This is a genomic window from Kitasatospora cineracea (genome assembly GCF_003751605.1).
GTDB lineage: Bacteria > Actinomycetota > Actinomycetes > Streptomycetales > Streptomycetaceae > Kitasatospora > Kitasatospora cineracea.
On record NZ_RJVJ01000001.1, the window covers coordinates 4,835,378 to 4,860,185 of the forward strand.

Sequence of the window (24,808 nt, forward strand, 5' to 3'; positions counted from 1 at the left end):
CGGTCACCTCACGGTCGTCGGGTCGGGGTGCGCAGGCCCGCGCGGGCCCCGGCGGCGAGCACGCCCGCCGCCCGGTCGACCAGGGCCATGATGGTGAGCGCCGGGTTGGCGGCGCCCTGGGTCGGCAGCACGCTGCCGTCGGTGATCAGCAGGTTCGGCACCGCGAAGGAGCGCAGGTCCCGGTCGACCACGCCGTCCTCCGGCCGGGCGGCCATCCGGCAGCCGCCCACCAGGTGCGCGTACCGGTCGATGGTGATCACCTCGCCGGCGCCCGCCGCGATCAGGATCGCCTTCATGGCGTCGCCCGCCGCCGCGATCAGCTGCCGGTCGTTGTCGCACTGCGAGTAGGAGAAGTGCGCGACCGGCAGTCCGTGCCGGTCCTTCTCCTCCGCGAGGGTGACCCGGTTGCCGGGCTGCGGCAGCAGCTCGGCCAGTCCGCCGAGCGTCGCCCAGTGCACGTAGTCGGACAGGTAGTGGCGCAGGTTCGCGCCCCAGTGGCCCTGGGCGACCACGTGCTCGGCCCAGGTGATCGGCATCGGCGAGACGGTCTGGATGCTGAACCCGCGCCGGTACGGCTTGGCCGGGTCGGTCTCGTAGAACGCCTCCGTCGACACCTCCGGCGGCGGCGCCTTGTACGCCCGCACCTCCTGCTCGAAGCGGCCCGAGACCTGCGGCGCGCCCTGCACCATCACGTACCGGCCGACCTGGTCGAAGTCGTTGCACAGGCCGTCCGGGAAGCGCGCGTTCGCCGAGTTGAGCAGCAGCCGGGGCGTCTCGATCGCGTACCCGGCGACCGCCACCGTCCGGGCCCGTTGCAGGTGCTCGCGCCCGCCGCGCAGGTAGCGCACGCCGCGCGCCAGGCCGTCCGGGCCGAGCTCGACCGCGCTGACCATCGCGTCGGAGCGGACCTCCACGCCGTGCGCCAGCGCGTCCGGCAGGTGGGTGATCAGCGGCGACGCCTTGGCGTTGACCTTGCAGCCCTGGAGGCAGAACCCCCGGTACACGCAGTGCGGGCGCCGCCCGAACCGGCCGTTGCTGATCGCCACCGGCCCGACCCGGGCCTCCAGCCCGAGCGCCGCCGCCCCGCGCAGGAACACCTCGCCGTTGCCGCCCACCGGGTGCGGCGCGTGCGGGTACGCGTGCGGCTCGCCCCACGGCCAGTACTGCCCGGCCACCGGCAGCTCCGCCTCCAGCCGCTGGTAGGAGCCGCGCAGGTCGCCGTACGCCAGCGGCCAGTCCGCGCCCACCCCGTCCCGGCTGTGCGTCTCGAAGTCGGACGGGTGGAAGCGCGGCGCGTACCCGGCGAAGTGCACCATCGAACCGCCCACCCCGCGCCCGGAGTTGTTCGACCCCATCGGCACCGGGTCGGAGCCGGACAGCACCCGCGGCTCGGTCCAGTACAGCTGGTGCGAGCCGTACTCGTCGCTCACCCAGTCCCGCAAGGGGTCCCAGAACGGGCCCGCCTCCAGCACCACCACCGACCAGCCCGCCCGGGCCATCCGCTGCGCCAGCACGGTGCCGCCCGCGCCGCAGCCGACGATCACCAGGTCGACCTCGTCCTCGTCCCGGTGGCGGCGCATCCGCTCCACCAGCCGCCGGTCGAAGCCCAGGCCGTCGCGCGGCAGCAGCCAGGCGGAGGCGTTGCGCCGGCGCACCGCGCGCTGGCGGCGGGTGGTCTGCCGCAGGGTGGCCAGCGCGGCCTTCGCCTCGCCGTGCCGCCCGGGGTCGGTGACGGCGGGCAGCGGCGGCGGGTCGGGCCGGTCGGCGTCCGGCTGCCGCTCGGGGTGCGCGTCGGCGACCTCCCACGGCTCGCGGCGCCCGAGGCCCAGCCGGGCGTAGCCGGACGGGAAGGCCGGGCCGCCGAAGCCGATCTCGTCCCAGGCCGCCGGGTGGCTGTAGTAGGCGGTGCAGGCGTAGCGCGTCCACAGGCTCCACACGTGCTCGGCCGGCCAGCCGTGCCAGCGCACCGCCCGGCGCACCTTCTCGATCAGGCCGTCCTGCTGGCGCACCGTCAGCTCGGCGAAGGCGGGGCGGCCGGGCAGTGCCCGGGCGTCCTCGTCCAGCGCCCGCATGCTCTCCGGCCAGGCCCGGTCGTCGGGCGGCAGGTCGGCGTAGTGCCAGCCGTCGGTCTCGCGCTCGGCCAGCCGGGCGTCGATCATCGGCAGCAGGTCGACCGGCGGGTGGTCCAGCAGCCGCTCCAGCAGGGCCCGGGCGGTGGCCTCCTCGGCGGGCGCGAACAGCCGCAGCGGCGGGCGCGGGCCCGCCACCCGGCCCGTCACCACGGCCGCCGTCGCCGGGTCCCAGTGCGGGCGGCGGGCCAGCGAGTCGTAGCCGGGGAACCGGCCCTCGTACGGCGGCCGTTCCCCGGGCGCCGGCCGCCCCGCCGCGCTCACGACCGGCCCTCGCGCCGCAGCACCGCCGCGACCAGGCCCATCCCGCCGACCATGCCCAGCAGCAGCGGGGCGAACACCGGCGGGCCGGTCTCCAGGTTGAACCGGGCCATCCGCCAGCCGCCCGGCTTCTGCGCGACGCCGCGCACGTGCAGCCAGAACCCCTGCAGCCCGTTCGCGGCGATCGCCGCCGAGACCAGCGGCAGCAGCGTCCGGGCCGCCTTGGCGTCCACCGCGCCCGCGACGCCCGCGGCCGCGCCGACCGGGCCCAGCACCACCGGCCACCACATCATCCGGTTGCCGAACCCGGCCCGGTCGTGCTCCAGGTAGATCTCGGCGGCCGCCACCACCGAGCCCGCGCCGGTGGCCAGGGCCAGCGAGCGCTGGAACCGGCCCTCGCGGACGGCTTCGAGCGGCCGCACCGCCGCGGACAGCCGCACCGCCGCCAGCGGCCCGGTCACGACCTGCTCCGGTGCGGCAGCAGCTCGGCCAGCTTGGCCCGCAGCCCGCGCTTGACCACGGCCACCCGGTCGCTGTCGCCGCGCAGCACCGACTCGGCGGCGTCCTTGATCTGCGACCAGTCGGCGTGCGGCGGGATCGGCGGCACCGCCGGGTCGGTGCGCACGTCCAGCACGCACGGCCGGTCCGCGCCCAGCGCCCACTCCCAGGCCGCCCGGACCTTGCCCGGGTCCTCGACCCGCAGCCCGCGCAGGCCCACCGACTCGGCGAAGTCCGCGTACCGGACGTCCGGCAGCTGCTGCGAGGGCAGGAAGCTCGGCGCGCCCTGCATGGCCCGCATCTCCCAGGTGACCTGGTTCAGGTCGTGGTTGTTCAGCACGCACACCACCAGCCGCGGGTCGCTCCAGCGCTCCCGGTAGCGGGCGACGGTGACCAGCTCCGCCAGGCCGTTCATCTGCATCGCGCCGTCGCCGACCAGCGCCACCACCGGCCGGTCCGGGTGCGCGAACTTCGCGCCGATCGCGTACGGCACGCCCGGGCCCATGGTCGCCAGCGTGCCCGACAGCGAGCCGCGCATCGTGCCGCGCATCCGCAGGTGCCGGGCGTACCAGTTGGCCGCCGACCCGGAGTCCGCGGTCAGGATCGCGTTCTCGGGCAGCAGCGCGTCCAGCGCGTGCACCAGGTACTCCGGGTTCACCGGGTCGGCGGGCACCTTCGCCCGCTCCTCCATCACGTCCCACCAGCGCGCGGTGTTCTTCTCCACCTGCTTGCGCCAACTGCGGTCCTTCTTGCGGCGCAGCATCGGCAGCAACCGGTCCAGCGTCGCCGCCGAGTCGCCCACCAGGTTGACCTCGTACGGGTAGCGCAGCCCCACCATGAACGGGTCGGCGTCGATCTGCACCGCCCGCGCCTGGTCGAACTCCGGCAGGAACTGGGTGTACGGGAAGCTGGAGCCGACGGTCAGCAGCGTGTCGCAGTCCCGCATCAGCTCGTACGAGGGCCGGGTGCCCAGCAGCCCGATCGACCCCGTCACGTACGGCAGGGTGTCCGGCAGCACGTCCTTGCCGAGCAGCGCCTTCGCCACCCCCGCGCCCATCAACTCGGCCACCTGCTCGACCTGTTGGCGCGCCCCGCGCGCCCCCTGGCCGACCAGCATCGCCACCTTGCCGCCCGCGTTCAGCACCTCGGCGGCCCGCAGCAGCTCGCCGTCGTCCGGCACGGGGTGCGAGTGCGGCATGCCCAGGCTGGACGGCACCATCTTGAACGCGTGCTCCGGCGCCTGCTCGGGCAGCTCCTGCACGTCCGCCGGAATGATCACCGCGGTCACGGTGCGGTACGTCGCGGCCGTCCGGAACGCCCGGTCCAGCACGTTCGGCAGCTGCTGCGGGACGGTCACCATCTGGCAGTACGCCGAGGCCACGTCCTTGTACAGGCTCAGCAGGTCCACCTCCTGCTGGTACGAGCCGCCCATCGCGCTGCGGTCGGTCTGCCCGACGATCGCCACCACCGGGACGTGGTCCAGCTTGGCGTCGTACAGCCCGTTCAGCAGGTGGATCGCGCCCGGGCCGGAGGTCGCCGCGCACACGCCGACCTTCCCCGAGAACTTGGCGAACCCGACCGCCTCGAACGCCGCCATCTCCTCGTGCCTGGCCTGCACGAACGCGGGCCGGTCGTCGGCCCGTCCCCACGCCGCCAGCAGCCCGTTGATCCCGTCCCCCGGGTACCCGAACACCTGCTCCACGCCCCACTCCCGCAAGCGGGCGAGCACCTGATCCGCCACAGTCCTGGACACGGGACGTCCCTCCTTCTCGCTCCTGCACGCGTCTGCGCGCTTGCGCGTCCGCACGCCTTCGCGCACGGCGGCACCACTGCCGAGCGTCTGACCGCCCCCGCCGGAACGGAAACACGGCGGGGGCGGCGAGGAGGGGGGAACGGTGGGGCGGGGAGCGGTCAGAGCTCCCTGATCCGGGCCTTGAGCAGGCAGAACACGTTGCCCTCCGGGTCGGCCAGGACGTGCCAGGGCTCCTCGCCGGTCTGCCCGATGTCGGCCGGGCGGGCCCCGAGGGCGAGCAGCCGCTCCAGCTCGGCGCCCTGGTCGCGGTCGGTCGGGTTGACGTCGAAGTGCAGCCGGGCCCCGACCGGCCCCGGATCGGCGCAGGCGCTCAGGAACAGCGTCGGCCGCGCACCGCCGAAGCCCTCGCGCGGACCGACCTCGACGCTGCCGTCCGCCTCCCGGCCGACCACCACGAAATCCAGCACCTCGCACCAGAACCGGGCCAGCGCCTCGGGTTCACGGCACTCGAGCACGAGCTCACTGATCTGACACGCCATCGACCGAACCTGCTTCCGGGGAGGGGGAGTTGACGATCCGTCCGCACCCGGGGACCCGGCGGTCGCCCCGGCGCGCACCCGCCGCCGACCGTACCCGGGGGCCCGGCCGGACGCGACGGATTTTCCCGCCGGCCGACCCCGGCGTGTCGCCCCTCCCGCGACCGGGCCCGGCCGTCGACGGCGGCGGCCGTCCTCTGCTACCTTCGCCCGCGTCCGAACCGTGCGCGGCGGTTGCCGTGGAAATGCCGTGGCAGTGCCGGTGGCGGTGCCGCGCCTACGTGTTGTCGAGAGGGTGAGTCCTATGGGTGCCGGGAGCGGGTTCCGTCACGTCCCCGACCGGGTCGCCGACTGAGCGGGCTGCTGCCGCCGGCGGTCCGGAACGCCTCACCACTCCGGAGTTCACCCACCATGCAGGACACCACTGCTTCCCGCACGTCCCCCGGCGCGCCCTCCCGCGCGTCCGCTCCGCTGAGCCTGCTCGTGCTCGGCGGCACCCGTTTCGTCGGCCGCGCCCTGGTCGAGGCCGCGCTGGCCGCCGGGCACCGGGTCACGCTGTTCAACCGCGGCCGGACCGCGCCCGGGCTCTTCCCCGCCGCCGCGACGGGCGTCGAGACCGTCCTCGGCGACCGCACCGCCGACCTGTCCGCGCTCGCCGGGCGCCGCTGGGACGCGGTGGTCGACGTCGCGGGCTACCACCCCGAGGTGGTCCGCCGCGCGGTCGACGCCCTCCGCGGGCGGGCGGGGCGGTACGTCTTCGTCTCCTCGCTGTCGGTCCTCGCCGACCAGGCCACCGTGCAGGACGAGGACGGCCGACTGCTCTCCCCGGACGACGACCTGGCGCCGCACCAGCTGTACGGGGCGCGCAAGGCGGCCTGCGAGCGGATCGTGCTGGACGCGTTCGGCGAGCGCGCCGACGTGGTCCGCCCCGGCCTGATCGTCGGACCGCACGACCCGACCGACCGCTTCGCGTACTGGCCCCGGCGCTTCCGGCGGGGCGGCCGGGTGCTGCTGCCGGGCGACCCGGCGGACCCGGCCCAGTTCATCGACGTCCGCGACCTGGCCCAGTGGATCCTCGGGTGCGCCGCCGGGCGCCACAGCGGGGTCCACCACGTCACCGGCCGCCCGCTGCCGTTCGGCGCGTTCTTCGCCGCCTGCCGGGCCCTGGTGAACCCGGCGGCGGAACCGGTCTGGGTCGGCACCGAGGCGCTGCTGCGGGCCGGCGCCGAACCGTGGATGGGCGTGCCGATGTGGATCGGCGCCCCCGAGTGCGCGGCCGTCAACCTGGTGGACACCTCCCGCGCGCTGGCCGCCGGCCTGACGCTCCGTCCGCTCGCCGGGACCCTCGCCGACACGCTCGCCTGGGACACCGCCCGCGGCGGCCCCGCCCCCGGCGAGGAGGGGCTCAGCGCGGCGGCCGAGCGGCGCCTGCTGGCCGCAACGGTCTGACCCGGCGAGGGAGTTGGCGGGAGCGCAGCCGCACGGCGGTGCGGACCGGCGCGGCGAGGGCCTGACCCGGTCAGGGAGTCGGCGGGGAGCACAGCCGCACGGCGGTGCGGACCAGCGCGGCGAGGGCCGGCGAGCGGCTGTGCGGGGGCCAGGCGATGTGGGTGACGATTGGCGGCGCGTCGATGAGCGGCACCCCGGCGTGCTCGGCCCACAGCCAGGACCGGGCGGAGGCCGGGAAGAAGGCCACGGTGCGCCCGAGGGCGATCAGTTGGGCCAGTTGCGTCTGGTCGCGGACCTCGGGCCCCGGGCCGGGCGGGTACGTGCCGCGGCGGGGCCAGCGGGCCGGCGGGAGGTCGGGGAGGTCGCCCACGTCGGCCATGGACAGGCTCGTGCGGGCGGCCAGCGGGTGCCGGGCGGGCAGGACGGCGATCTGGCCCTCGGTCAGCAACTGCTCGCTGTCGAACCCGGCCAGGGAGTTGTACGGCGAGTGCATCAGCGCCACGTCGGCCCGGCCGTCGCGCAGCATGTCCTCCTGCTCGCAGGTGCCGCTCGGCAGCACCTCGACCTCGGCGGCGCCCGGCTCGGCCGCGTAGGCGTCGAGCAGCCCGCGCAGCAGCTCGTGGGAGGCCGCGGCCTTCACCGTCAGCACCAGGCGGTCGCGGCGGCCCCCCGCGCCGCCGGCGCCGCCGGCCCGGGAGGTGCGGCGCGCGGCGGCGGCGGTCGCGGCGAGGGCCGCGCGGCCCTCGCGCAGCAGCACCTCCCCGGCGCCGGTCAGCGCGACGCCGCGGCGGTTGCGCTCCAACAGGCGTACGCCGAGCCGCCGTTCGAGCTGCTGGATGGCCCGGGACAGCGGCGGCTGCGCCATGCCGAGGCGCTCGGCGGCACGTCCGAAGTGCAGTTCCTCGGCCACGGCCGTGAAGTACTTCAACTCGCGGGTCTCCAGGGTGTCCACGGCCACAGCGTACGCCGCCGGTGATACCCGCCGGGTATGACAGGGCACCGTACCGGTGTTGGAAGCGCGGCCCGTCCGCGGGCGAGGATCGACGGCATGAGCGAAGCAGTCATGAATGACACCACGAGGATCGCGCTGGTCACCGGTGCGAACAAGGGAATCGGGTACGAGATCGCGGCCGGGCTCGGCGCCCTCGGCCACCGGGTGGGCGTGGGCGCCCGGGACGCGGACCGGCGCGAGGCCGCCGTCCGCAAGCTGCGCGAGGCCGGGATCGACGCGTTCGGGGTGCCGCTGGACGTGACCGGCGACCGGAGCGTCGCCGAGGCCGCGGAACTGGTCGAACGGCAGGCCGGACGCCTGGACGTGCTGGTCAACAACGCCGGCATCTCCGGGCCGCCGACCGGTCAGGGCTGGGAGCAGGACCCGACCGCGCTCGACCTCGACGTGGTCCGGGCCGTCGTGGAGACCAACGTCATCGGCGTCATCCGGGTCACCAACGCGATGCTGCCGCTGCTGCGGCGCTCGGCGTCACCGCGGATCGTCAACCTCTCCAGCACCGTCGGCTCCCTGACCCTGCAGGCGGACCCCGGCACCGACGTCGGCCCGGTCATGGCCGCCTACGCGCCGACCAAGACCTTCCTCAACGCCGTCACCGTGCACTACGCCCGGCAGTTCGCCGGCACGGGCATCCTGGTCAACGCCGCCTGCCCCGGCCTGGTCGCCACCGACTTCACCGGCTTCCACGGCTCCCGGACCGCCGCGCAGGGCGCGGCCGCCGCGATCCGGCTCGCCACCCTGCCCGACGGCGGCCCGACCGGCTCGTTCTCCGACGACGCCGGCGTCATCCCCTGGTGACCGGCCCGGGCCCCGGCCCCGGCTCCGGCCCCGGCCCTGTGGCTGGCCCGCGGCGAACTGCCGGTCAGAGCCCGTAGCGGCGGTTGGACTCCTCGCACTGGGCCAGGCGCCGCAGGTTGAGCAGGACCGGCTCGAACAGGGCGGCGGAGGCGACGGCGTACTCCGTCTGCTCCCGGGGGGTGGGGAGCTGCTCCATCCGGTCCAGGTCGTGGGCGGCGGCCTGCTCCATGGTGCGCGCGTACGGGAGCAGGTCGTCGGCGTCCAGGGGGTAGCCGAGGCGGTGCAGGGTGGCGAGGGTGGCGACCAGGGCGCGGTGGGCGGGGGAGAGGGCGCCGAGCTCGCGGGCCGCCGACCAGCCGAGCCGGGCCAGCAGCTCGTCGACCAGCAGGCCGGCGGCGGCGCGGTGCGGGTCGTCGGCGGCCTCCCGGGACGGGCCCGCGGCCTCCGCCGGAGCGCCGGGGGCCTCCCCGGCGGGGTGCGGCAGGGCCCAGAGCGCCGCGCCGAGCCGCACGGTCAGGCCGAGCGAGTCGTCGTCGACGTGCGCCAGCACCTCCCGCACGGTGGCCACCGGGATCCGCCCGACCTGGATCATCGCCCGCACCAGCCGCAGCCGCCGTAGGTGGGACTCGTCGTACTCGGCCTGGGTGGCGTTGACCCGGCGGCCGGGCGGGAGCAGCCCCTCGCGCAGGTAGTACTTGACCGTGGCGAGCGGGACGCCGCTCCGCTCGCCGAGATCCGCCAGGCGCATCCCCTTGTGCCCTCCGTTGACGAGTGCCACTATCCAAAGCACTTGGTGAGTGGGGCTATCCAATCACGGGCGGCCCGACGGAGACGAGGGGGACACCATGCCTGCGAAACCGATACCCGGCCGGACCACCGCCGCAGCCGACGGCAAGGTCGTCCTCTTCCTGATCGGCATGCGGATCAACCACTTCCGGGCCCCGCACCACTGGCTGCCGGTCTTCCTCGCCATGCCCCGGATGCTCCGCGAACTCTCCCGCGACCCCGACAGCGGCCTGCTCGGCTACCAGCTGCTCACCGGCTCGCCCCGCACCTACTACGTCGTCCAGTACTGGGAGTCCGAGGAGAAACTGCTCGCCTACGCCGCCGCCCCCGGCAAACTGCACCGCAACGCCTGGGCGATGATCAACCGCTTCGAGCGCAACTCCCGCCAGCACGTGGGCATCTGGCACGAGACGTACATCGTCCCGCCCGGCAACCACGAAGCCATCTACGGCGACATGCCCCCCTACGGCCTCGCCGCAGCCACCGGCACCCTCCCCCTCGAACACCGCGGCCGCACCGCCCGCGACCGCCTCGCCCACGGCAAGCAACACCCCCGGCAACAGCCCTGACCCCACGCCACGCCCGACGGCCGGCCACCGGGCCCGGGCCAAAAGGCGTCGCCCCGGGCCGGGTCGGGTGGCTACGCTCGCGGCATCGATTCGGACGGGGCGCTGGAGCTGCTGTGCCCGGTCCGGGGTGGCTGCGTTGTGCGGAGGACCGGATGGACGTGCCCGAGCCGTTGACCGAGGAAGAGCTCGCCGGGATCGAGGAGCTCCTCGCGGCCACCACCCCCGGGCCCTGGTACGTCCGGTCGCTCGACGACGATCATGCGATGTGCCTCGTCGCCGTCAGCACGGTGCCCGACACCGGGCTCGGTGAGCGCTGGCCGGACTTCGACCACCACGAGGTCGTGGCGGCCACGCTCGTCCAGCAGCCGCGCTACGTCGACGTGGTCGACGAACGCTGGGACGAGAACGCCGCGTTCATCGCCAGCGCCCGGCAGGACGTCCCCCGGCTGGTCGCGGAGGTCCGGCGCCTCAACCGGCTGCTGGCGGCGGGCCGGGCGGCCGGGTCGGAGTGACGCCGCGCGCCCCCGGCGGGGCCGGGGGCGCGCGGGGGTGGCCGGGTGCGGGTCAGGGGCACCGGGGGATGGCGTTGTTGTGGAACGCGGCGGCGCCGTCGACGTAGGGGGCGAAGACCCAGCCGCCGACCTGCTGGTAGGGCGCGCCGCCGTAGATCTCCTGGAAGGCGTGGTACCAGACGTCGCCGAAGGTGCCGACGTTGCCGCCGACGGTCCAGCAGTTCACGGCGACCGAGTCGCCCGGGTGCAGGTCGGGCACGCCGACCTTGGCGGAGCCCGCGTTGGGCGACGAGTAGACGCCGGCGCTGTAGGTGGTGCCGAGGGCGATCACGACGCTGCCCGAGGCCGGGGCGCTGCCGGCGCCGATGGCGGCGGTGGCAGCCGCGACGAGTACGGCGGTGGACGCGGCGGCGCGCTTGAGCACCTTGCCCATGACTTGTTCCCCCTTGGAGTCGTGCAGTTCGTCTGAGGCATCCATGACAACAGGGGCGGGGAAGGGGGCACCATCCGGTTTCAGGACAACGTCGCGCCGGGCCGGGCCGGGCCGGGCCGGACCGCTCAGCCGCTCAGGCGGTCAGGCGGTCAGGCCGGCGAGCAGGGACAGGACTTCGGGCCAGCCCTTCGCCTTGGCGGCCGCGTTGCCCGCGCGGGTGCCGCCGAGGTCGGTCGGGCGGCCGGTCACCGGGTGGGTGGGGCGGGTGCCGGCGGCGAGGTAGGGGTAGGTGCCGACGCCGTGGCCCGCGTCCGGGAGGACCAGGGCCCGGTGCGGGTGGGGATCGTGGTCGGTGTCGAGTTCCTGGGCGATCTGCCGGGCCCAGAGCGGGGAGGACCACAGGTGGTCGTCGGCGCCGGCGATGGCCAGGACCGGGCCGCTGACCTGGTCGAGCGGTATCGGGCCCAGGCCGACGTCCTTGCCGTCCTTCGTCCAGGCGGTGCTGCCGTGGTCCGGGAAACCGCCGTTGACCTGGGCGGACGGGGAGTAGACGATCGCGCCGTGGACCAGGCCCGGGTAGTCGTCGGCCAGCAGCAGGGCGGCCTCGCTGCCGCGGGAGTAGCCCAGCGCCAGCAGGTGGTCGGGGTCGGTGCCCGGCTGGGCGGCCAGCAGGCCGGCCGCGGTGGCGAAGTACTCCAGCGGGATGTCCTCCAGGGTGGCGGGCAGGCCGGGGAGGCCGAAGTAGCCGAGAGCCAGCGCCGGGTAGCCGTGCGAGGCGAGCAGTGCCGCGGTGGACGTCTCGCCGTTGCCGCCCTCCGAGCCGCCGAAGAGCAGGACCGCCGGGTGGCGTGGGGTGCCGGGGGCGGGGAGGAACAGTTCCCCGGAGACCCGGTCGGCCGCGAGGGTGAGTTGGCGGCTGGTCACGCCGGGCCCGGACCACGCGCGGGTCAGCGTCCTGGAGACGGGCGGGCGCCCGTGCGCGGTGGCGGTGAGGGTGACGTCGAAGGTGTGCCCGGCCGAGGTCGGCGGGAAGAAGAAGGCGGTCTCGGGGTCGCCGTCCCGGGGCTCCATCGACCAGAACAGGCCCATCCCGTCCGCCCCCTGGTAGGTGCCGGAACGCGGGGCGGCGGTGTCCAGGGCGACGGCCCCGTGGGCGTCGGCGCGGAAGTCGGCCCGTCCGTTCCAGTCCAGGCCCTGCCGGTCCGCCGCCCGGGAGTCGACGGTGACCTCCTGGCCGGGCCGGAGCCCGGTGATCCGCACGTGCACCGGCTGGTCGACCAGGGCGGTCGGCGCGTCCACCTCGATCGCGGCCGGGCCGCCCTGATCCGCCGAGCACCCGGCCGCCCCCGCGCCGACCAGGGCGAGCGCCGCCGCGGCGCACGCCACGCGCCGGATCCGTTCCCCCATGACCCCACCCCTTGCAAGTTTCAGAAAGATTATTCAACCGCACCGCGGGCGGCCCTGTCAGCCCCCCGGCGCTCCGGCCGGTCCCGGTCCGGGGTGCCGGCCGGGTCTGCCTGCATAGCCTGCGTGGCCCGGGCGGCCTGCGTGGCCTGGGCGGCTGCCCGGGTGTCGGCGGAGGCCAGGGCGAAGTAGACCGGGGGGAGGGCCAGTTCGATCGCCAGCAGGACGAGCTGGAACCAGTTCGGGCGTCCGGCGACGGCCAGCGAGAGGATCCGGCCGAGGGCGCCGAGCAGGAAGAGGCCGGCCAGGGCGCGGACCGGGGCGGGCGGGATCGGGCGTTGGCGGGCCGTCCAGAGCCAGGCCAGGCCGTAGCCCGCGAAGACCGCGCCGAGGAAGCGGTTGAGCGAGTCGACGGTGGGCCCGGCGTCGGTGGCGCCGGGGACGATCGCGTTGCCCGCCAGCAGGTGCAGCAGGCCGATGGCCGCGCAGGCGAAGCCCATCGCGTACGAGAGGAACCGCAGTGTTCTGGCCATCGCCCGTCAACTCCACTCCACTGTGCCGCCCACCCGGGGCGGTCCGGTTGACACGTGTCTACTAGCGGGTGCGGCTCCAGGGTGGGCGCGCGGACCGGAGCCTGTCAAGTAGACACGCGTCCAGTAGGATCGGGGCATGTCGACCGCCCCGCGCCGCCGCCTCACCCCCGACCAGCGGCGGGCCCAACTGCTCGCCGTAGGAGCGGAGTTGTTCGCCGCGCACCCGTACGAGGCGGTGTTGATGGAGGAGGTCGCCGAGCGGGCCGGCGTCTCGCGGGCCCTGCTCTACCGGCACTTCCCGGGCAAGCACGAACTGTTCGCCGCCGTCTACCGGCAGGCCGCCGACCGGCTGCTCGCCGCCACCCGCCTCGACCCGGCGGCGACCCTGGTGCAGCAGCTCGCCCAGGGGCTGGACGCGCACCTCGACTACTTCGTGGCCAACCGCCACGCCGTACTCGCCGCCAACCGGGTCCTGGCGGGCGACCCCGTGGTGCAGACGATCATGGCGGAGGAGCTGGACGCGCTGCGCACCCGCCTGCTGGCCGTCCTCCCGCTGGCGGGCGAGGACGCCCGCGCCACCGTCTCGACCGTGCTGAAGAGCTGGCTGGTGTTCGTCCAGGTGCTCTGCGTCGACTGGCTCACCGAACCGACCTGCAGCCGCTCCGAGTTGCGCGACGTCTGCATCGGCGCGGTGCTCGGCGCCCTGCGCCCGCTGCTGCCGGTCGACCCGGCCCCCGGGTGGGACGGCTCCTGGGACGGCTCGTAGCCGGACGGCCCGCCCGGCGCTCTCGGACGGCCCGCGCATCGGGTCAGGACAGGGCGGCGACCGCGGCGAGCAGCCCGGCCAGGCCGACCAGCAGCCAGGTGACGTAGTCGCCCAGCAGCCCGGAGTGCAGGCGGCGCAGCGCCCGGACGGCGTGCCGGCCCCAGGCGGGGGCGGGCAACGGGCGGTGCAGCGCGGTGGCGGCGAGGGCCGCGGCCAGCGCGGTGGAGAGCAGGCCGAGCAGGATGCCGGAGCCCGTCCGGTCGGCCGGGGGAGCGGGCAGCGGCGGGGCGGCCGCACCGTCCAGGACGGCGCCGAGGTACCCGGAGCGGTCGGTGAACCGGGCCGCCGCGGCCGCGATCGGGCGCCCGACGGCGGGCACCAGGCCGACCACGAGGCAGCCGGCGAGCAGCAGGGCCGGGACGGCGACGGTCGAGATCAGCACCGTGTACAGGCCGCACAGCACGGCCCACCGCAGGGCCGCCTCCGCCACCGCCGCCCACCGCACCCGCCGCTCCCGTCCGCCGCCGGGTCCCTCCGGTCCCGGGTCCGCCCCGGGCCGGGCCCGGCCGATCCCGCAGGACGCTGGCGGTGCCCGGCCCCGGCGGGTCGGGCACCGGGCCGCCGCCCGGAGCGGGCGTCATCCGTTCGGCTCAACGGGGCCGGGATTCGTTCGGCTCGACGGGGCCGGGCCGGTCGCCGCGGCGCGCGGGGGACGCTCGTGGCTACGGGACCGGCTGCGGCTGCGGGGTGGGCTCGGGGTGCGGTTCGGGCCGGAACGGGGGGCCGTGGCGGTCCGGCGGCTCCGGGTGGGGCTGCCCGGGCGGTTCGGGGTCCGGGGCGGGGTCGGGTCGGCCGGGCCCCGGCGGGCCCGGGTTCGGGGGCTGCGGGTCGGTCGGCCGGGGCGGGACGTCGGGCGGGTCGGGCGGCCGGACGTCCGGGTCGGTGGGCATCGGGATGGTGTCCGCGAAGGCCGGGAGGGCCGCGGGGGCCGTGGGCGCTGCGGGGGCCGTGGTGGTCATCGGCGTCACCGCCCCAGAGCGTGCGCGAGCTGGCTCTTGTTCATCTTCGAACGCCCCTCGATGCCGCGCTGCCGCGCCTCGTTGTACAGCTGGTCGTACGTCGGGCCCTGGGCCCCGCGGTGCGAGCGCTTGCCGCCCCGGTGCCCGGAAGAGGCGTCGTGGGTGGAGCTGCGGCTCGCGGTGCGGCTCTCGCCGTGCCGGGCGCGTTCCTTGTTCACGGTGCGGGCGGCGATCTCCTCGGCGCGCTTCTCGCTCGTCCCGTGCTCCAGCTGGCTCTCCTTGATGTGCTCGTACTGGCGCTCCCGCTTGGGGCTCGATCCGGCGGGCATGGTGGGACTCCTTTCGTCGCCGGACGGGTCTCCCGGCGCGCATACCCGGATGAAGGCAGCCGAACCGGGTGAATCGGGTTCGTCCTCGGCGAACGGGGTATGAGTGAGGGCGCCACGCCGAGCGCGCACCGCCCGACGCGGCCGACCCGAAGGGGTCCGTCCCATCACGGCATGCGAGCCGTGAGCTGGGAGCCGTCGCCTGAAGAAGCCGGGTTCCACGGTTCTCCGCCCGCCGCGCCGTCGTGCGGCCCACCGAGTCCCGGACGGGGCATCCACCGCCCGGAGCCCGGCACACCGCCGTTCCGGCGCCAGGCGGGTCCCGCCGTCCCCGGAGATGACTCCCCGTGACCACCACGACCACTCTGCGCAGTGCCCCCGCGCCCTCCTCCGCCCCCGGGGCGGACGAGGTCGACCCGATGCACCGGCCCACCCGCCGGGAGATGCGGGCCATGGGCAAGTACGAGGCCCGCCGGCTCAGCGACGCGCTGTTCGTCCGGCTGGCCGAGCTGCCGCCCGAGGACCCCGCCCACAGCTACGTCCGGGGCACCCTGATCGAACTCAACATGCCGCTGGTGCGGTTCGTCGCCGCCCGGTTCCGGCACCGCCCCGAGGAACTCGACGACATCATCCAGGTCGGCACCGTCGGACTGATCAAGGCCGTCGACGGCTTCGACCCGCAACGCGGCGTCGAGTTCGTCACGTACGCGATCCCCACCGTCTCCGGCGAGATCAAGCGGTTCTTCCGCGACACCTCGTGGCCGCTGCGCGTCCCGCGCAGCGTGCAGGAGCGCTACCTGGCGGCCGCCCACGCCTCCGACCGGCTCGAACAGGCCCTCGGCCGGCTGCCCGACACCGCCGAGATCGCCGAGGAACTGCAGGTCACCGAGGAGCAGGCCGCCGAAGGGGTCGACGCCGGCCGGCTGTGCCGCTGCGACTCGCTCGACTCGCTGCGCGACGACGAATCCGACGACACCGGCAGTGCCCTGATCAACCGGCTCGGCAGCTGCGACCCCGAACTCGAGGTCGCCGAATTCCGGGTGATGGCCAAGCCGTTCATCAGCCGGCTGCCCGAACGGGAACGCACCGTGCTGCTGCTGCGGTTCTGGGGCGGCCTCACCCAGAGCGAGATCGCCACCGAGATCGGCGTCTCCCAGATGCACGTCTCCCGGATCCTCTCCTCCACCCTCGCCGGGCTGCGCGCCCAGGTCGAGGGCGCGGCCGGCGGCCCGGACGAGGAGAGCGGACGGGGCGCCCGGCGCGGCGGGTCCGATTGAGCCGCGGGCCGCTGGGTAGCCGCCCACAGGTGACCGCCCCAGGGGCGACGAGCCGACGCCGAACGCCAGGAGGTGTGCGAACCGTGGACGCACAGCCGGGAGCGGACCCCGTCGGCCCGCTCACCGCCACCCCGCTCACCGTCGCGCTGCGCCACCCGCCCGACGCGCTGGTGGTGCGGCCCGAGGGCGAACTCGACCACGACAGCGTCGAGCCGCTGCGCGAAGTCCTCGAACGCGCCGTCGCCGACCCGCCCGGCCGACTGGTGGTGGACTGCGGCGGCCTCGAGTTCTGCGACTCCACCGGCCTCAACCTGCTGCTGCGCGCCCACGCCGCCGCCCGGCGGGTCGGCCTGCCGCTGCTGCTGGCCGCGCCCGGGACGGCGTTCCTCCGCCTGCTGGAGATCACCGGCGCGGACGAGGTGCTCGACCTCCGCCCCACCGTCGAGGACGCGCTCACGGCGCCACCCGCCCCACCGGCGGGGCCACCCGGCGGGGCGGACGACGCGCCCGGTACGCCTCCCGGCCCTGCCGGTACGCCCGGGGGGCCGTGATGGCGGCGCGCCCCGCGGACCCGGCGGACCCGGCGGGACCGAGGGGCTCCACGGACCCCAAGGACCCCGCGGACTCGGCGGGCCCCGTCGACCGGCCGGCCCCGGGCAGGGCGGAGCGGCGCTGCCTGCCGCTGGCCACCGCGCCCGGGGCGGTGGCCAGGAGCCGGGAGTTCACCCGCAGCGCGCTGCGGGCCTGGGGGTGGCTGCCCGGAGCGGACGACCGGACCCGGACCGCGGCCGAGGACGTGCTGCTGATGACCAGCGAACTGGTGACCAACGCCTGCCAGCACGCGGCCGGCCCCTACGCACTGGAACTGACCAGGCACGGACCGCTGCTGCGGGTCGAGGTCCGGGACGCCGACGACCGCCCGCCCACGCTGAGCCTGCACCGGGAGGCCGCCCGGCCCGGCGGCCACGGGCTGCTGGTGGTCGACCGGCTGTCCGCCGCCTGGGGCAGCGAACCGGTCGAGGGCGGCGGCAAGACGGTGTGGCTGGAGATCGTCCGTCCTCCGGCGGAACCCTGAACGCGGAAGTGCCACAGTGGAGACAAGGAGCGGCCCGCCCCCCGGGCCGTGCCGCGTTCTCGGAGCCGAGGTGATGGTCGCGTGGGCAGCACACCCGATCCCGGACGGCTGCACCCGCCGCACCCCGACGAGCCGGGCGGGAGGGCGGAGCACACCAGGGTGGAGAACCCCCGCGGCCGCGCCCCCGAGGTGTCCGTCGTCCCCGCCGGACCCGGCGCCGCCACCGGGACCGACGGCGCCGCGCTGCGCCGCCTGCTGGCCGGGCTGACCGCCGTCCGGGACGGCGACCTCACGCTGCGGCTGCCGGACGCGCCGGGTGTGCTGGGCGAGATCTCCGAGGTGTACAACGACATGGCGGAGCGGCTGGCCCGGCTGAACGCCGAGGTGACCCGGGTGGCCCGCGAGGTCGGCACCGAGGGCATGCTGGGCGGCCAGGCGGAGGTGCCGCAGGCGCGGGGGGCGTGGCGGGAACTGGCCGACTCGGTGAACGCGATGGCCGGCAACCTCACCTCGCAGGTCCGCAACATCGCGCAGGTGACCACGGCGGTGGCCCGCGGCGACCTGACCCGGAAGATCGACGTGGACGCCCGGGGCGAGATCCTGGAGCTGAAGGACACCATCAACACGATGGTGGAGCAGCTGAGTTCGTTCGCCGCCGAGGTCACCCGCGTCGCCCGCGAGGTCGGCACCGAGGGCATCCTGGGCGGCCAGGCGGACGTCCGGGGCGTCTCCGGGACGTGGCGGGACCTGACCGACAGCGTCAACTTCATGGCGGGCAACCTGACCGCGCAGGTCCGCTCGATCGCCCAGGTCGCCACGGCGGTGGCCCGCGGCGACCTGACCCGGAAGGCCGACGTGGTGGCGCGCGGCGAGATCCTGGAGCTGAAGAGCACCGTCAACACGATGGTGGAGCAGCTGGGTTCGTTCGCGGGCGAGGTCACGCGCGTCGCCCGCGAGGTCGGCACCGAGGGCATCCTGGGCGGGCAGGCGGATGTCCGGGGCGTCTCCGGGACGTGGCGCGACCTGACCGACAACGTCAACGTGATGGCCTCCAACCTGACCGGCCAGGTCCGCTCGATCGCCCAGGTCGCCACCGCGGTGGCCCGCGGCGACCTGTCGCAGCGCGTCACCGTCGAATCGGAGGGCGAAGTCGCCGCGCTGGCCGGGGCGTTGAACACCATGGTGGACACCCTGTCGGCGTTCGCCGCCGAGGTCACCCGGGTCGCCCGGGAGGTCGGCACCGACGGCACGCTCGGCGGGCAGGCCCGGGTCCCGAACGTCGCGGGCACCTGGAAGGACCTCACCGACAGCGTCAACTTCATGGCGCACAACCTGACTTCGCAGGTCCGCAACATCGCGCAGGTGACCACGGCGGTGGCCCGCGGCGACCTGACCCGGAAGATCGACGTGGACGCCCGGGGCGAGATCCTGGAGCTGAAGAACACCGTCAACACGATGGTGGAGCAGCTGAGTTCGTTCGCCGCCGAGGTCACCCGGGTGGCCCGCGAGGTCGGCACCGAGGGACGGCTCGGCGGGCAGGCCGAGGTGGAGGGCGTCTCCGGCACCTGGAAGCGCCTGACCGAGAACGTCAACGAACTCGCCGGGAACCTCACCCGGCAGGTCCGGGCGATCGCCGAGGTGACCAGCGCCGTCACCGCCGGCGACCTGACCCGCTCGGTCACCGTGGACGCCTCCGGCGAGGTCGCCGACCTCAAGGACAACGTCAACGTCATGGTGGAGTCACTGCGCGAGACCACCCGGGCCAACCACGAACAGGACTGGCTCAAGACCCACCTGGCCCGGCTCACCTCCCTCATCCAGGGCCGGCGCGAACCGGCGGCCGTGGCCGAACTGCTGGTCGACGAGCTGTGCCCGCTGCTGGGCGCCCAGTACGGCACCTGCTACCTGGCCGAGGAGACCGAGGGTGGCACCGTGCTGGTCCGCGCCGCCGCCTACGGCCACCACGGCCCGGACGCCCCGCACGGCTTCGGCCTCGGCGAGTCGCTGGTCGGCCAGGCCGGGCGCAGCCGCCGCCCCATCGCGGTCGGCGAACTCCCGCCCGGCTACGCCGAGATCGGCTCCGGCCTGGGCTCCGCCTCCCCCCGCGAACTGCTGATCCAGCCGATCACCATGGAGGACCGGCTGCTCGGCGTGCTGGAGGTCGCCACCCTGCACCACTTCACCGACCTGCACCGGGACTTCCTGGAGCGCCTGGCCCAGGCCATCGGCACCACCCTGGCCACCCTGCTGGCCAACGCCCGGACCGACGAACTGCTCCGCGAGTCCCGCCGCCTGACCTCCGAACTGCGGGCCCGCTCCGAGCAGTTGGTCGACGGACAGGAGGAGCTGCGGCGCTCCAACGCGGAACTCGGCGAGAAGGCCGAACTGCTGGCCGAGCAGAACCGCGACATCGAGGCGAAGAACCTCCAGATCGAACAGGCCCGCCGCGAACTGGAGGAACGCGCCCGCCAGTTGACCCGCACCTCGATGTACAAGTCCGAGTTCCTGGCCAACATGAGCCACGAACTGCGCACCCCGCTCAACAGCCTGCTGATCCTGGCCCAGCTGCTCGCCCAGAACGCCGAGGGCAACCTCACCGGCAAACAGGTCGAGTACGCCGAGGTGATCCGCTCGGCCGGCTCCGACCTGCTCCAGCTGATCAACGACATCCTCGACCTGTCGAAGGTCGAGGCGGGCAAACTCGACGTCACCGTCGAACCGTTCGGGCTGCGCGAACTCCTCGACTACGTGGACACCACCTTCCGCCCGCTCGCCGCCGAGAAGGGCCTCGACTTCCGGATCACCACCGCCCCCGGCACCCCCGAACAGCTGCACACCGACCAGGCCCGGCTGCGGCAGATCCTGCGCAACCTGCTCTCCAACGCGGTCAAGTTCACCGACCGGGGCTTCGTCGAACTCGCCGTCGAACCCGCCCGGACCGGCGAACTCCCCACCGAAGGACGAGACTTGGAGGCCGTCGCGTTCCGGGTCCAGGACTCCGGGATCGGCATCGGCGCCGACCACCTGGAATCCATCTTCGGCGCCTTCCAGCAGGCCGACGGCACCACCAGCCGCAAGTACGGCGGCACCGGCCTCGGACTGTCGATCAGCCGCGAACTCGCCCGGCTGCTCGGCGGCGCCGTCAGCGCCGAATCCGTTCCCGGCGAAGGCAGTTGCTTCACCCTGCTGCTGCCCGCCGCCTACCCCGACCCCGAGGCGGAGGGGACGGCCGAGCAGCGGACCGGGGGCGGCACGGGCCCGGCGCACCGGATCCTGGTGGTCGAACCCGACCCGCCCGGACTGCTCACCCTGCTCGCCCGCAGCGGCGTCACCGGCCGCGACCCCGCCACCACCGTCGACAGTGCCGGCGACCCCGACAGCGCCCTCGCCGCCCTCGACCGGGCCCCGCACGACCTGGTCGTCCTCGACCTCGGCCTGCCCGCCGACGGCGCCCGCACCCTGCTCGCCGCCCTCGAACAGCGCGCCGACCCCGTCCCCGTCCTCGGCCACACCGGCGGCGCCGAACCGCCCGCCCCGGCCGCCGAGCGGCTCGACGTCGCCACCGGCCTGGACGAACTGCGCGCCCGCATCGCCGCGGCGATCGCCCCCGCACCGCCCGACACCGCACCCGGCAGCGGTACCGGTACCGGCACCCGGGGCGGACGGCTCGCCGGACGCACCGTCCTGGTCATCGACGACGACCCGCGCAACGTCTACGCCCTCAGCACCGCCCTCGAACTCGAGGGCGCCACCGCCCTGCACGCCGCCAACGGCCGCACCGGCATCGCCCTGCTGCGCGCCCACCCCGAGACCGACCTGGTGCTGATGGACCTGATGATGCCCGAACTCGACGGCTACGCCGCCACCGCCGCCATCCGCGAGGGCACCGACCGGGCCACCGTCCCGATCGTCGCCGTCACCGCCAAGGCGATGCCCGACGACCGCGCCCGCAGCCTCGCCGCCGGCGCCGACGACCACCTCACCAAACCCGTCGACGCCGCCGAACTGATCGCCACCGTGCAACGCTGGGTGGAGAGTTGACCCGATGAGCAGCACCGGCGCACCGCCCCCGCCGCCCGGCCCGCCCCCGCCCCCCGGGCCGGCCGGCGGGGTGCGCCACCTGCTGGCGCTGCGGCTGCGCCGGGCCCAGGAGGAGACCGAGGAACTGCGGGCCGCGCTCGCCGTCCGCCCGCTCACCGCACTGGCCACCGGCGTGCTCGCCGAACGGCTCGGCTGCGGACCGGCCGCGGCCGGCGCCCAACTGCTCGCGCTCGCCGCACGCGCCCACCTCGGCCCGCAGGAACTCGCCGCCGACATCCTCACCACGCTGCCCGCCGACCCCCCCGACAGCACCCCCGGGCCGGCCGCCGCGCCCCCGCAGCCCCCGCAGGCCCCGGCCGGGCAGGCGGTGCCCGTCCTGGAGAGCGCCCTCGCCCGGACCGCCGACATGCTCGGCGCCCCCGCCGCCGTGCTCTGGACCGTCCGGCCCGGCGGCGTCCTGCAGCCCGTCGCCGCACCCGGCTTCACCGAAGCCGAACGGGCCCCCTGGCAGCACGTCCCGCCCGGCGTCCCCACCCCCGCCCAGCAGGCCCTGGCCCGCCGCGCCCCGCTCGGCCCGACCGGCCCCGTCACCGCCACCCTCGGCGCCGCCCGCGCCCCCTACCGCCTCGCCGTGCCGCTGCACCGCGCCGACGGCCCCTCCGCCGTCCTCGAACTCGCCTGGACCACCCGCCCGCCCGACCCCACCCCCGCCGAACACCGCCGCCTGCACGCCGCCGCCGAGGTCGGCGCCCTCACCCTCACCGACGGCCTCAGCCCCGGCCCCGCCCGCCCCGCCACCGAACCGGACGACCCCGACACCGCCGCCCTCGACGCCGCCCTCACCCCCGCCCTGCTGCTCAGCCCCGAACCCGCCACCGGCACCCCCGTCGACTTCCGGATCACCCGGGTCAACGCCGCCTTCACCGACCTCGCCGACCGCCCCCCGCACCGCGTCGAGGGCCGCACCCTCACCGAGACCTACCCCCGGGCCTGCGCCGAGGGCCTGCTCGACCTGCTGCTGCGGGTCCACGCCACCGGCCGCCCGCACCACGCCGACACCCTCGCCCTGACCTTCCTCACCGGCCAGACCCCCGCCCCCGCCCTGCTCGAGTTCGCCGCCGCCCGCCTGGCCGGCCCGCCCGGCCGCCTGCTGGTCAGCTGGCGCCCCACCGGCGACGACGACCGCACCGACCGGCTGCTGCGCACCGCCCAGCGCCTCAGCCACCTGGCCGGCTTCGAGGAGGACCTGCGCACCGGCGAGATCCACTGGACGCCGCGCACCGCCGACCTGCTCGGCCTGCCCGCCGGCACCGCCCCCGTCCCGCTCGCCGCCCTGCCCGCCCACGTCCACCCCGACGACGAGCAGGCCGTCCGACGGGTCGTCAACGCGGCCGTCGAGAACGGGCGTCCGGACTCCACGGTGTTCCGGATGCGGGACCTCGGCAGCTACACCCACTACGTCCGGCTGGTCGCCGAACCCGTCCCCGACCCCACCGGACGCACCGCCGCCGTCCGCGGCGCCTTCCAGGACGTCTCCGCCCAGCACTGGACCGAGACCGCGCTCGCCGCCACCACCGAGAGCCTCGCCTCCACCCGGCAGGAAGCCGCCGAACGCCACCTGCTCGCCCTGCGCCTGCAACAGGCCATCCTGCCGCCCGCCCCGCCCCCGCTGGAGAGCGCCGGCCTGCGCGCCGCCGTCCGCTACCGGCCCTCCTCCCAGCAGGACCGGGTCGGCGGCGACTGGTACGACACCACCCTGCTGCCCGACCGCACCGCCCTGCTGGTCGTCGGCGACATGGCCGGACACGGCGTCGAGGCCGCCACCGGCATGGTCGCCCTGCGCAACGCGCTGCGCGGCCTCGCCTACACCGGCGCCGGACCCGGCCGCCTGCTCGGCTGGCTCAACCAGGCCGCCGCCGACCTCACCGGCGCCGCCACCGCCACCGCCGTCTGCGCCCGCTACCACCCCGACACCCGCACCCTGCACTGGGCCCGGGCCGGTCACCTCCCGCCCGTCCTGCTGCGCGACGGCACCGCCCGCCCGCTCCCGATGCCGCACGGCATCCTGCTCGGCGCCGCCGACGACCCCGACTACCAGGAGCACCGCCTGGCCATGCGCCCCGGCGACATCCTGCTGCTCTACACCGACGGCCTGGTCGAACGCCGCGACCGGTCCGTCGAGGAACCGCTCGACCACCTCACCCGCACCCTCGCCGAACCCGCCGCCGACCTCGACGCCCTGCTCGACCGCGCCCTGGCCACCAGCACCGCCGACACCGACGACGACACCTGCCTGATCGCCGTCGAAGTCCTCGCCGAACCCGCCGCCGGCCCCCCGCCCGCGCCGGACCCGTTCCGGTAGGGCCCGTTCCCGCAGGACCCGTTCCCGTAGGAACCGGGCGAAAGCGTTTGACCCGGGGCGAACCGGTCAGACGCCCGGCAGGCCCGCAGCGGAAGCGGCGAAGGACGAAGACGGAGGAGAACGCATGAGCATGGTCCAGAAGACCGTCGAGGTGGACGTCCCCCTGCACACCGCCTACAACCAGTGGACGCAGTTCGAGGACTTCCCCCAGTTCATGGACGGCGTCGAGCAGGTGGTGCAGATCGACGAGCGGCACAACCACTGGCGGACGAAGATCGCCGGCGTGTCCAGGGAGTTCGACACCGAGATCGTCGACCAGCTGCCCGACCAGAAGATCGCCTGGCGGACCGTCGGCGGCGATGTCCAGCAGATGGGCGTGGTCACCTTCGCCCGGCTCGACGACGCCCGCTGCGAGGTGCGGCTGGCGATGGACTACGACCCCCAGGGCATGGCCGAACACGCCGCCGACACCCTGGGCATGATCGACCGCCGGGTCGGCGGCGACCTCGACCGCTTCAAGTCCTTCGTCGAGGAACGCGGCCTGGAGAGCGGCGGCTGGCGCGGACGGATCACCCCTGCCTGATCCCCGCCGACCGCACCCGCGCCGCCCCGCACCGTTCAGCGGGGCGGCGCGCACCTGCCTGCGGGTAACCGGGTGGTCGGCCCGGGACGGCGCGGAGTACGCTCCACAGCGGTCCGGAGCGGTCCGGAGCGGTCCGGAGCGGTCCGGAGCGGCGCTCCGCCACCGCCGGTCCGCGCGCCCCCCGCCGTCGACGAGAGGTCCGTCCGCTCCATGACACCGCCCCCGCCCGACCTCCTGCTCGCCCGGAAGGTCCTCGCGGCCCAGCCGTTCAGCGTCCTGGTCGGTGCGCGGCTGGAGGTCTTCGAGCCGGGCCGCGCCGTCCTGGCCCTCGACATCCGCGACGACCTCAAGCAGCAGAACGGCTTCGTCCACGGCGGCGTCCTGGCCTACGCCGCCGACAACGCGATCACCTTCGCGGCCGGCACCGTGCTCGGCCCCGCCGTCCTCACCGGCGGCGTGACCATCAGCTACGTGCGGCCCGCGGTCGGCGCCACCTTGGAGGCCGAGGCCACCGTGGCCTCCGGCGGACGGCGGCAGGCGACCTGCCGGTGCGACCTGTTCACCGTCGCGCCGGACGTGGCCCGGACGCTCTGCGCGGTGGCGCAGGGCACGGTGCTCACCGCCGGGTGAGGCCCGTCCCGCCCGGGGCCGTCCCGTTCGGGGCCGTCCCGCCCGGAGCCGCCTTCAGG

Annotated in this window: 24 protein-coding genes; 12 read left to right on the plus strand and 12 right to left on the minus strand. The window is 75.5% G+C overall.

The window, feature by feature from the left end:
- Nucleotides 1–8: 8 nt before the first annotated feature.
- The 4 genes from EDD39_RS21920 to EDD39_RS21935 all read right to left on the minus strand — a co-directional run bounded on the left by EDD39_RS21920 (nt 9) and on the right by EDD39_RS21935 (nt 5,180).
- A complete protein-coding gene (locus tag EDD39_RS21920; RefSeq protein ID WP_123558518.1) occupies nt 9–2,393 on the minus strand; it encodes a GMC family oxidoreductase in 2,385 nt (794 codons plus the stop codon).
- On the minus strand, nt 2,390–2,851 hold the full coding sequence (locus tag EDD39_RS21925) for a hypothetical protein (RefSeq protein WP_244256902.1): 462 nt from the start codon (nt 2,849–2,851) through the stop codon (nt 2,390–2,392). The genes EDD39_RS21920 and EDD39_RS21925 overlap by 4 nt, the downstream gene beginning before the upstream one ends.
- The gene (locus EDD39_RS21930) at nt 2,848–4,641 is read right to left on the minus strand and encodes a thiamine pyrophosphate-requiring protein (protein ID WP_123558520.1); all 1,794 of its coding nucleotides are present in this window, start codon (nt 4,639–4,641) and stop codon (nt 2,848–2,850) included. Before EDD39_RS21930 ends, EDD39_RS21925 begins: the two co-directional genes overlap by 4 nt.
- Nucleotides 4,642–4,799: 158 nt before the next feature.
- Nucleotides 4,800–5,180 (minus strand): VOC family protein, encoded by a 381-nt coding sequence (locus EDD39_RS21935; RefSeq protein WP_123558522.1) that lies wholly within the window; start codon nt 5,178–5,180, stop codon nt 4,800–4,802.
- Nucleotides 5,181–5,588: 408 nt separating this feature from the next.
- On the opposite strand from EDD39_RS21935, the gene EDD39_RS21940 reads away from it, so the two are divergent.
- Nucleotides 5,589–6,626 carry an NAD-dependent epimerase/dehydratase family protein gene (locus tag EDD39_RS21940; protein ID WP_244256904.1) on the plus strand — a complete coding sequence of 346 codons (1,038 nt, stop codon included), beginning with the start codon at nt 5,589–5,591 and terminating at the stop codon, nt 6,624–6,626.
- Nucleotides 6,627–6,696: 70 nt separating this feature from the next.
- Here the strand turns inward: EDD39_RS21940 and EDD39_RS21945 are convergent, their stop codons facing one another.
- A complete protein-coding gene (locus EDD39_RS21945) occupies nt 6,697–7,578 on the minus strand; it encodes a LysR family transcriptional regulator (RefSeq protein WP_123560726.1) in 882 nt (293 codons plus the stop codon).
- 96 nt (nt 7,579–7,674) lie between these two features.
- Here EDD39_RS21945 and EDD39_RS21950 point away from each other — a divergent pair, with 96 nt between their 5' ends.
- Nucleotides 7,675–8,433 (plus strand): SDR family oxidoreductase, encoded by a 759-nt coding sequence (locus tag EDD39_RS21950; RefSeq protein WP_123558524.1) that lies wholly within the window; start codon nt 7,675–7,677, stop codon nt 8,431–8,433.
- 64 nt (nt 8,434–8,497) lie between these two features.
- Here EDD39_RS21950 and EDD39_RS21955 read toward each other — a convergent pair whose 3' ends face one another.
- Entirely contained in the window at nt 8,498–9,181 is a 684-nt protein-coding gene (locus EDD39_RS21955; RefSeq protein ID WP_123558526.1) for a MerR family transcriptional regulator, read from the minus strand.
- A 97-nt stretch (nt 9,182–9,278) separates the two neighbouring features.
- Here EDD39_RS21955 and EDD39_RS21960 point away from each other — a divergent pair, with 97 nt between their 5' ends.
- Nucleotides 9,279–9,788 (plus strand): DUF4188 domain-containing protein, encoded by a 510-nt coding sequence (locus tag EDD39_RS21960; RefSeq protein WP_123558528.1) that lies wholly within the window; start codon nt 9,279–9,281, stop codon nt 9,786–9,788.
- Nucleotides 9,789–9,940: 152 nt separating this feature from the next.
- Entirely contained in the window at nt 9,941–10,300 is a 360-nt protein-coding gene (locus EDD39_RS21965) for a hypothetical protein (RefSeq protein ID WP_208765558.1), read from the plus strand.
- Nucleotides 10,301–10,352: 52 nt separating this feature from the next.
- Here the strand turns inward: EDD39_RS21965 and EDD39_RS21970 are convergent, their stop codons facing one another.
- The 3 genes from EDD39_RS21970 to EDD39_RS21980 all read right to left on the minus strand — a co-directional run bounded on the left by EDD39_RS21970 (nt 10,353) and on the right by EDD39_RS21980 (nt 12,670).
- Complete coding sequence (locus EDD39_RS21970; protein WP_148089492.1) at nt 10,353–10,778, minus strand: hypothetical protein; 426 nt, start codon at nt 10,776–10,778, stop codon at nt 10,353–10,355.
- 96 nt (nt 10,779–10,874) lie between these two features.
- Nucleotides 10,875–12,140, minus strand: coding sequence for an acyl-CoA thioesterase/bile acid-CoA:amino acid N-acyltransferase family protein (locus EDD39_RS21975; protein ID WP_123558532.1), 1,266 nt, complete (start codon nt 12,138–12,140; stop codon nt 10,875–10,877).
- 29 nt (nt 12,141–12,169) lie between these two features.
- Nucleotides 12,170–12,670 (minus strand): DUF4345 domain-containing protein, encoded by a 501-nt coding sequence (locus tag EDD39_RS21980; protein ID WP_123558534.1) that lies wholly within the window; start codon nt 12,668–12,670, stop codon nt 12,170–12,172.
- 136 nt (nt 12,671–12,806) lie between these two features.
- On the opposite strand from EDD39_RS21980, the gene EDD39_RS21985 reads away from it, so the two are divergent.
- Nucleotides 12,807–13,436: a TetR/AcrR family transcriptional regulator gene (locus EDD39_RS21985; RefSeq protein ID WP_123558536.1), complete on the plus strand. Its 630-nt coding sequence runs from the start codon at nt 12,807–12,809 to the stop codon at nt 13,434–13,436.
- Between the two features lie 43 nt (nt 13,437–13,479).
- Here the strand turns inward: EDD39_RS21985 and EDD39_RS21990 are convergent, their stop codons facing one another.
- From EDD39_RS21990 to EDD39_RS22000, 3 genes are all read right to left on the minus strand, one after another.
- Nucleotides 13,480–13,941 carry a hypothetical protein gene (locus EDD39_RS21990; RefSeq protein ID WP_123558539.1) on the minus strand — a complete coding sequence of 154 codons (462 nt, stop codon included), beginning with the start codon at nt 13,939–13,941 and terminating at the stop codon, nt 13,480–13,482.
- A 217-nt stretch (nt 13,942–14,158) separates the two neighbouring features.
- On the minus strand, nt 14,159–14,455 hold the full coding sequence (locus tag EDD39_RS21995) for a hypothetical protein (protein ID WP_123558541.1): 297 nt from the start codon (nt 14,453–14,455) through the stop codon (nt 14,159–14,161).
- 5 nt (nt 14,456–14,460) lie between these two features.
- Nucleotides 14,461–14,784, minus strand: coding sequence for a plasmid stabilization protein (locus EDD39_RS22000; RefSeq protein ID WP_123558543.1), 324 nt, complete (start codon nt 14,782–14,784; stop codon nt 14,461–14,463).
- Nucleotides 14,785–15,128: 344 nt separating this feature from the next.
- On the opposite strand from EDD39_RS22000, the gene EDD39_RS22005 reads away from it, so the two are divergent.
- From EDD39_RS22005 to EDD39_RS22045, 7 genes are all read left to right on the plus strand, one after another.
- Nucleotides 15,129–16,058, plus strand: a complete 930-nt coding sequence (locus EDD39_RS22005) for a SigB/SigF/SigG family RNA polymerase sigma factor (protein WP_244256905.1) — start codon at nt 15,129–15,131, stop codon at nt 16,056–16,058.
- Between the two features lie 83 nt (nt 16,059–16,141).
- Nucleotides 16,142–16,609, plus strand: coding sequence for an STAS domain-containing protein (locus EDD39_RS22010; RefSeq protein WP_123558545.1), 468 nt, complete (start codon nt 16,142–16,144; stop codon nt 16,607–16,609).
- Complete coding sequence (locus tag EDD39_RS39720; protein WP_162870079.1) at nt 16,609–17,133, plus strand: ATP-binding protein; 525 nt, start codon at nt 16,609–16,611, stop codon at nt 17,131–17,133. Before EDD39_RS22010 ends, EDD39_RS39720 begins: the two co-directional genes overlap by 1 nt.
- 189 nt (nt 17,134–17,322) lie before the next feature.
- Nucleotides 17,323–21,174 carry a HAMP domain-containing protein gene (locus tag EDD39_RS22025; RefSeq protein WP_123560732.1) on the plus strand — a complete coding sequence of 1,284 codons (3,852 nt, stop codon included), beginning with the start codon at nt 17,323–17,325 and terminating at the stop codon, nt 21,172–21,174.
- A gap of 4 nt (nt 21,175–21,178) precedes the next feature.
- Complete coding sequence (locus tag EDD39_RS42155) at nt 21,179–23,536, plus strand: SpoIIE family protein phosphatase (protein WP_148089495.1); 2,358 nt, start codon at nt 21,179–21,181, stop codon at nt 23,534–23,536.
- Nucleotides 23,537–23,660: 124 nt separating this feature from the next.
- Nucleotides 23,661–24,119: an SRPBCC family protein gene (locus tag EDD39_RS22040; protein WP_123558553.1), complete on the plus strand. Its 459-nt coding sequence runs from the start codon at nt 23,661–23,663 to the stop codon at nt 24,117–24,119.
- Between the two features lie 210 nt (nt 24,120–24,329).
- Complete coding sequence (locus tag EDD39_RS22045; protein WP_123558555.1) at nt 24,330–24,749, plus strand: PaaI family thioesterase; 420 nt, start codon at nt 24,330–24,332, stop codon at nt 24,747–24,749.
- The last annotated feature ends 59 nt before the right edge of the window (nt 24,750–24,808 follow it).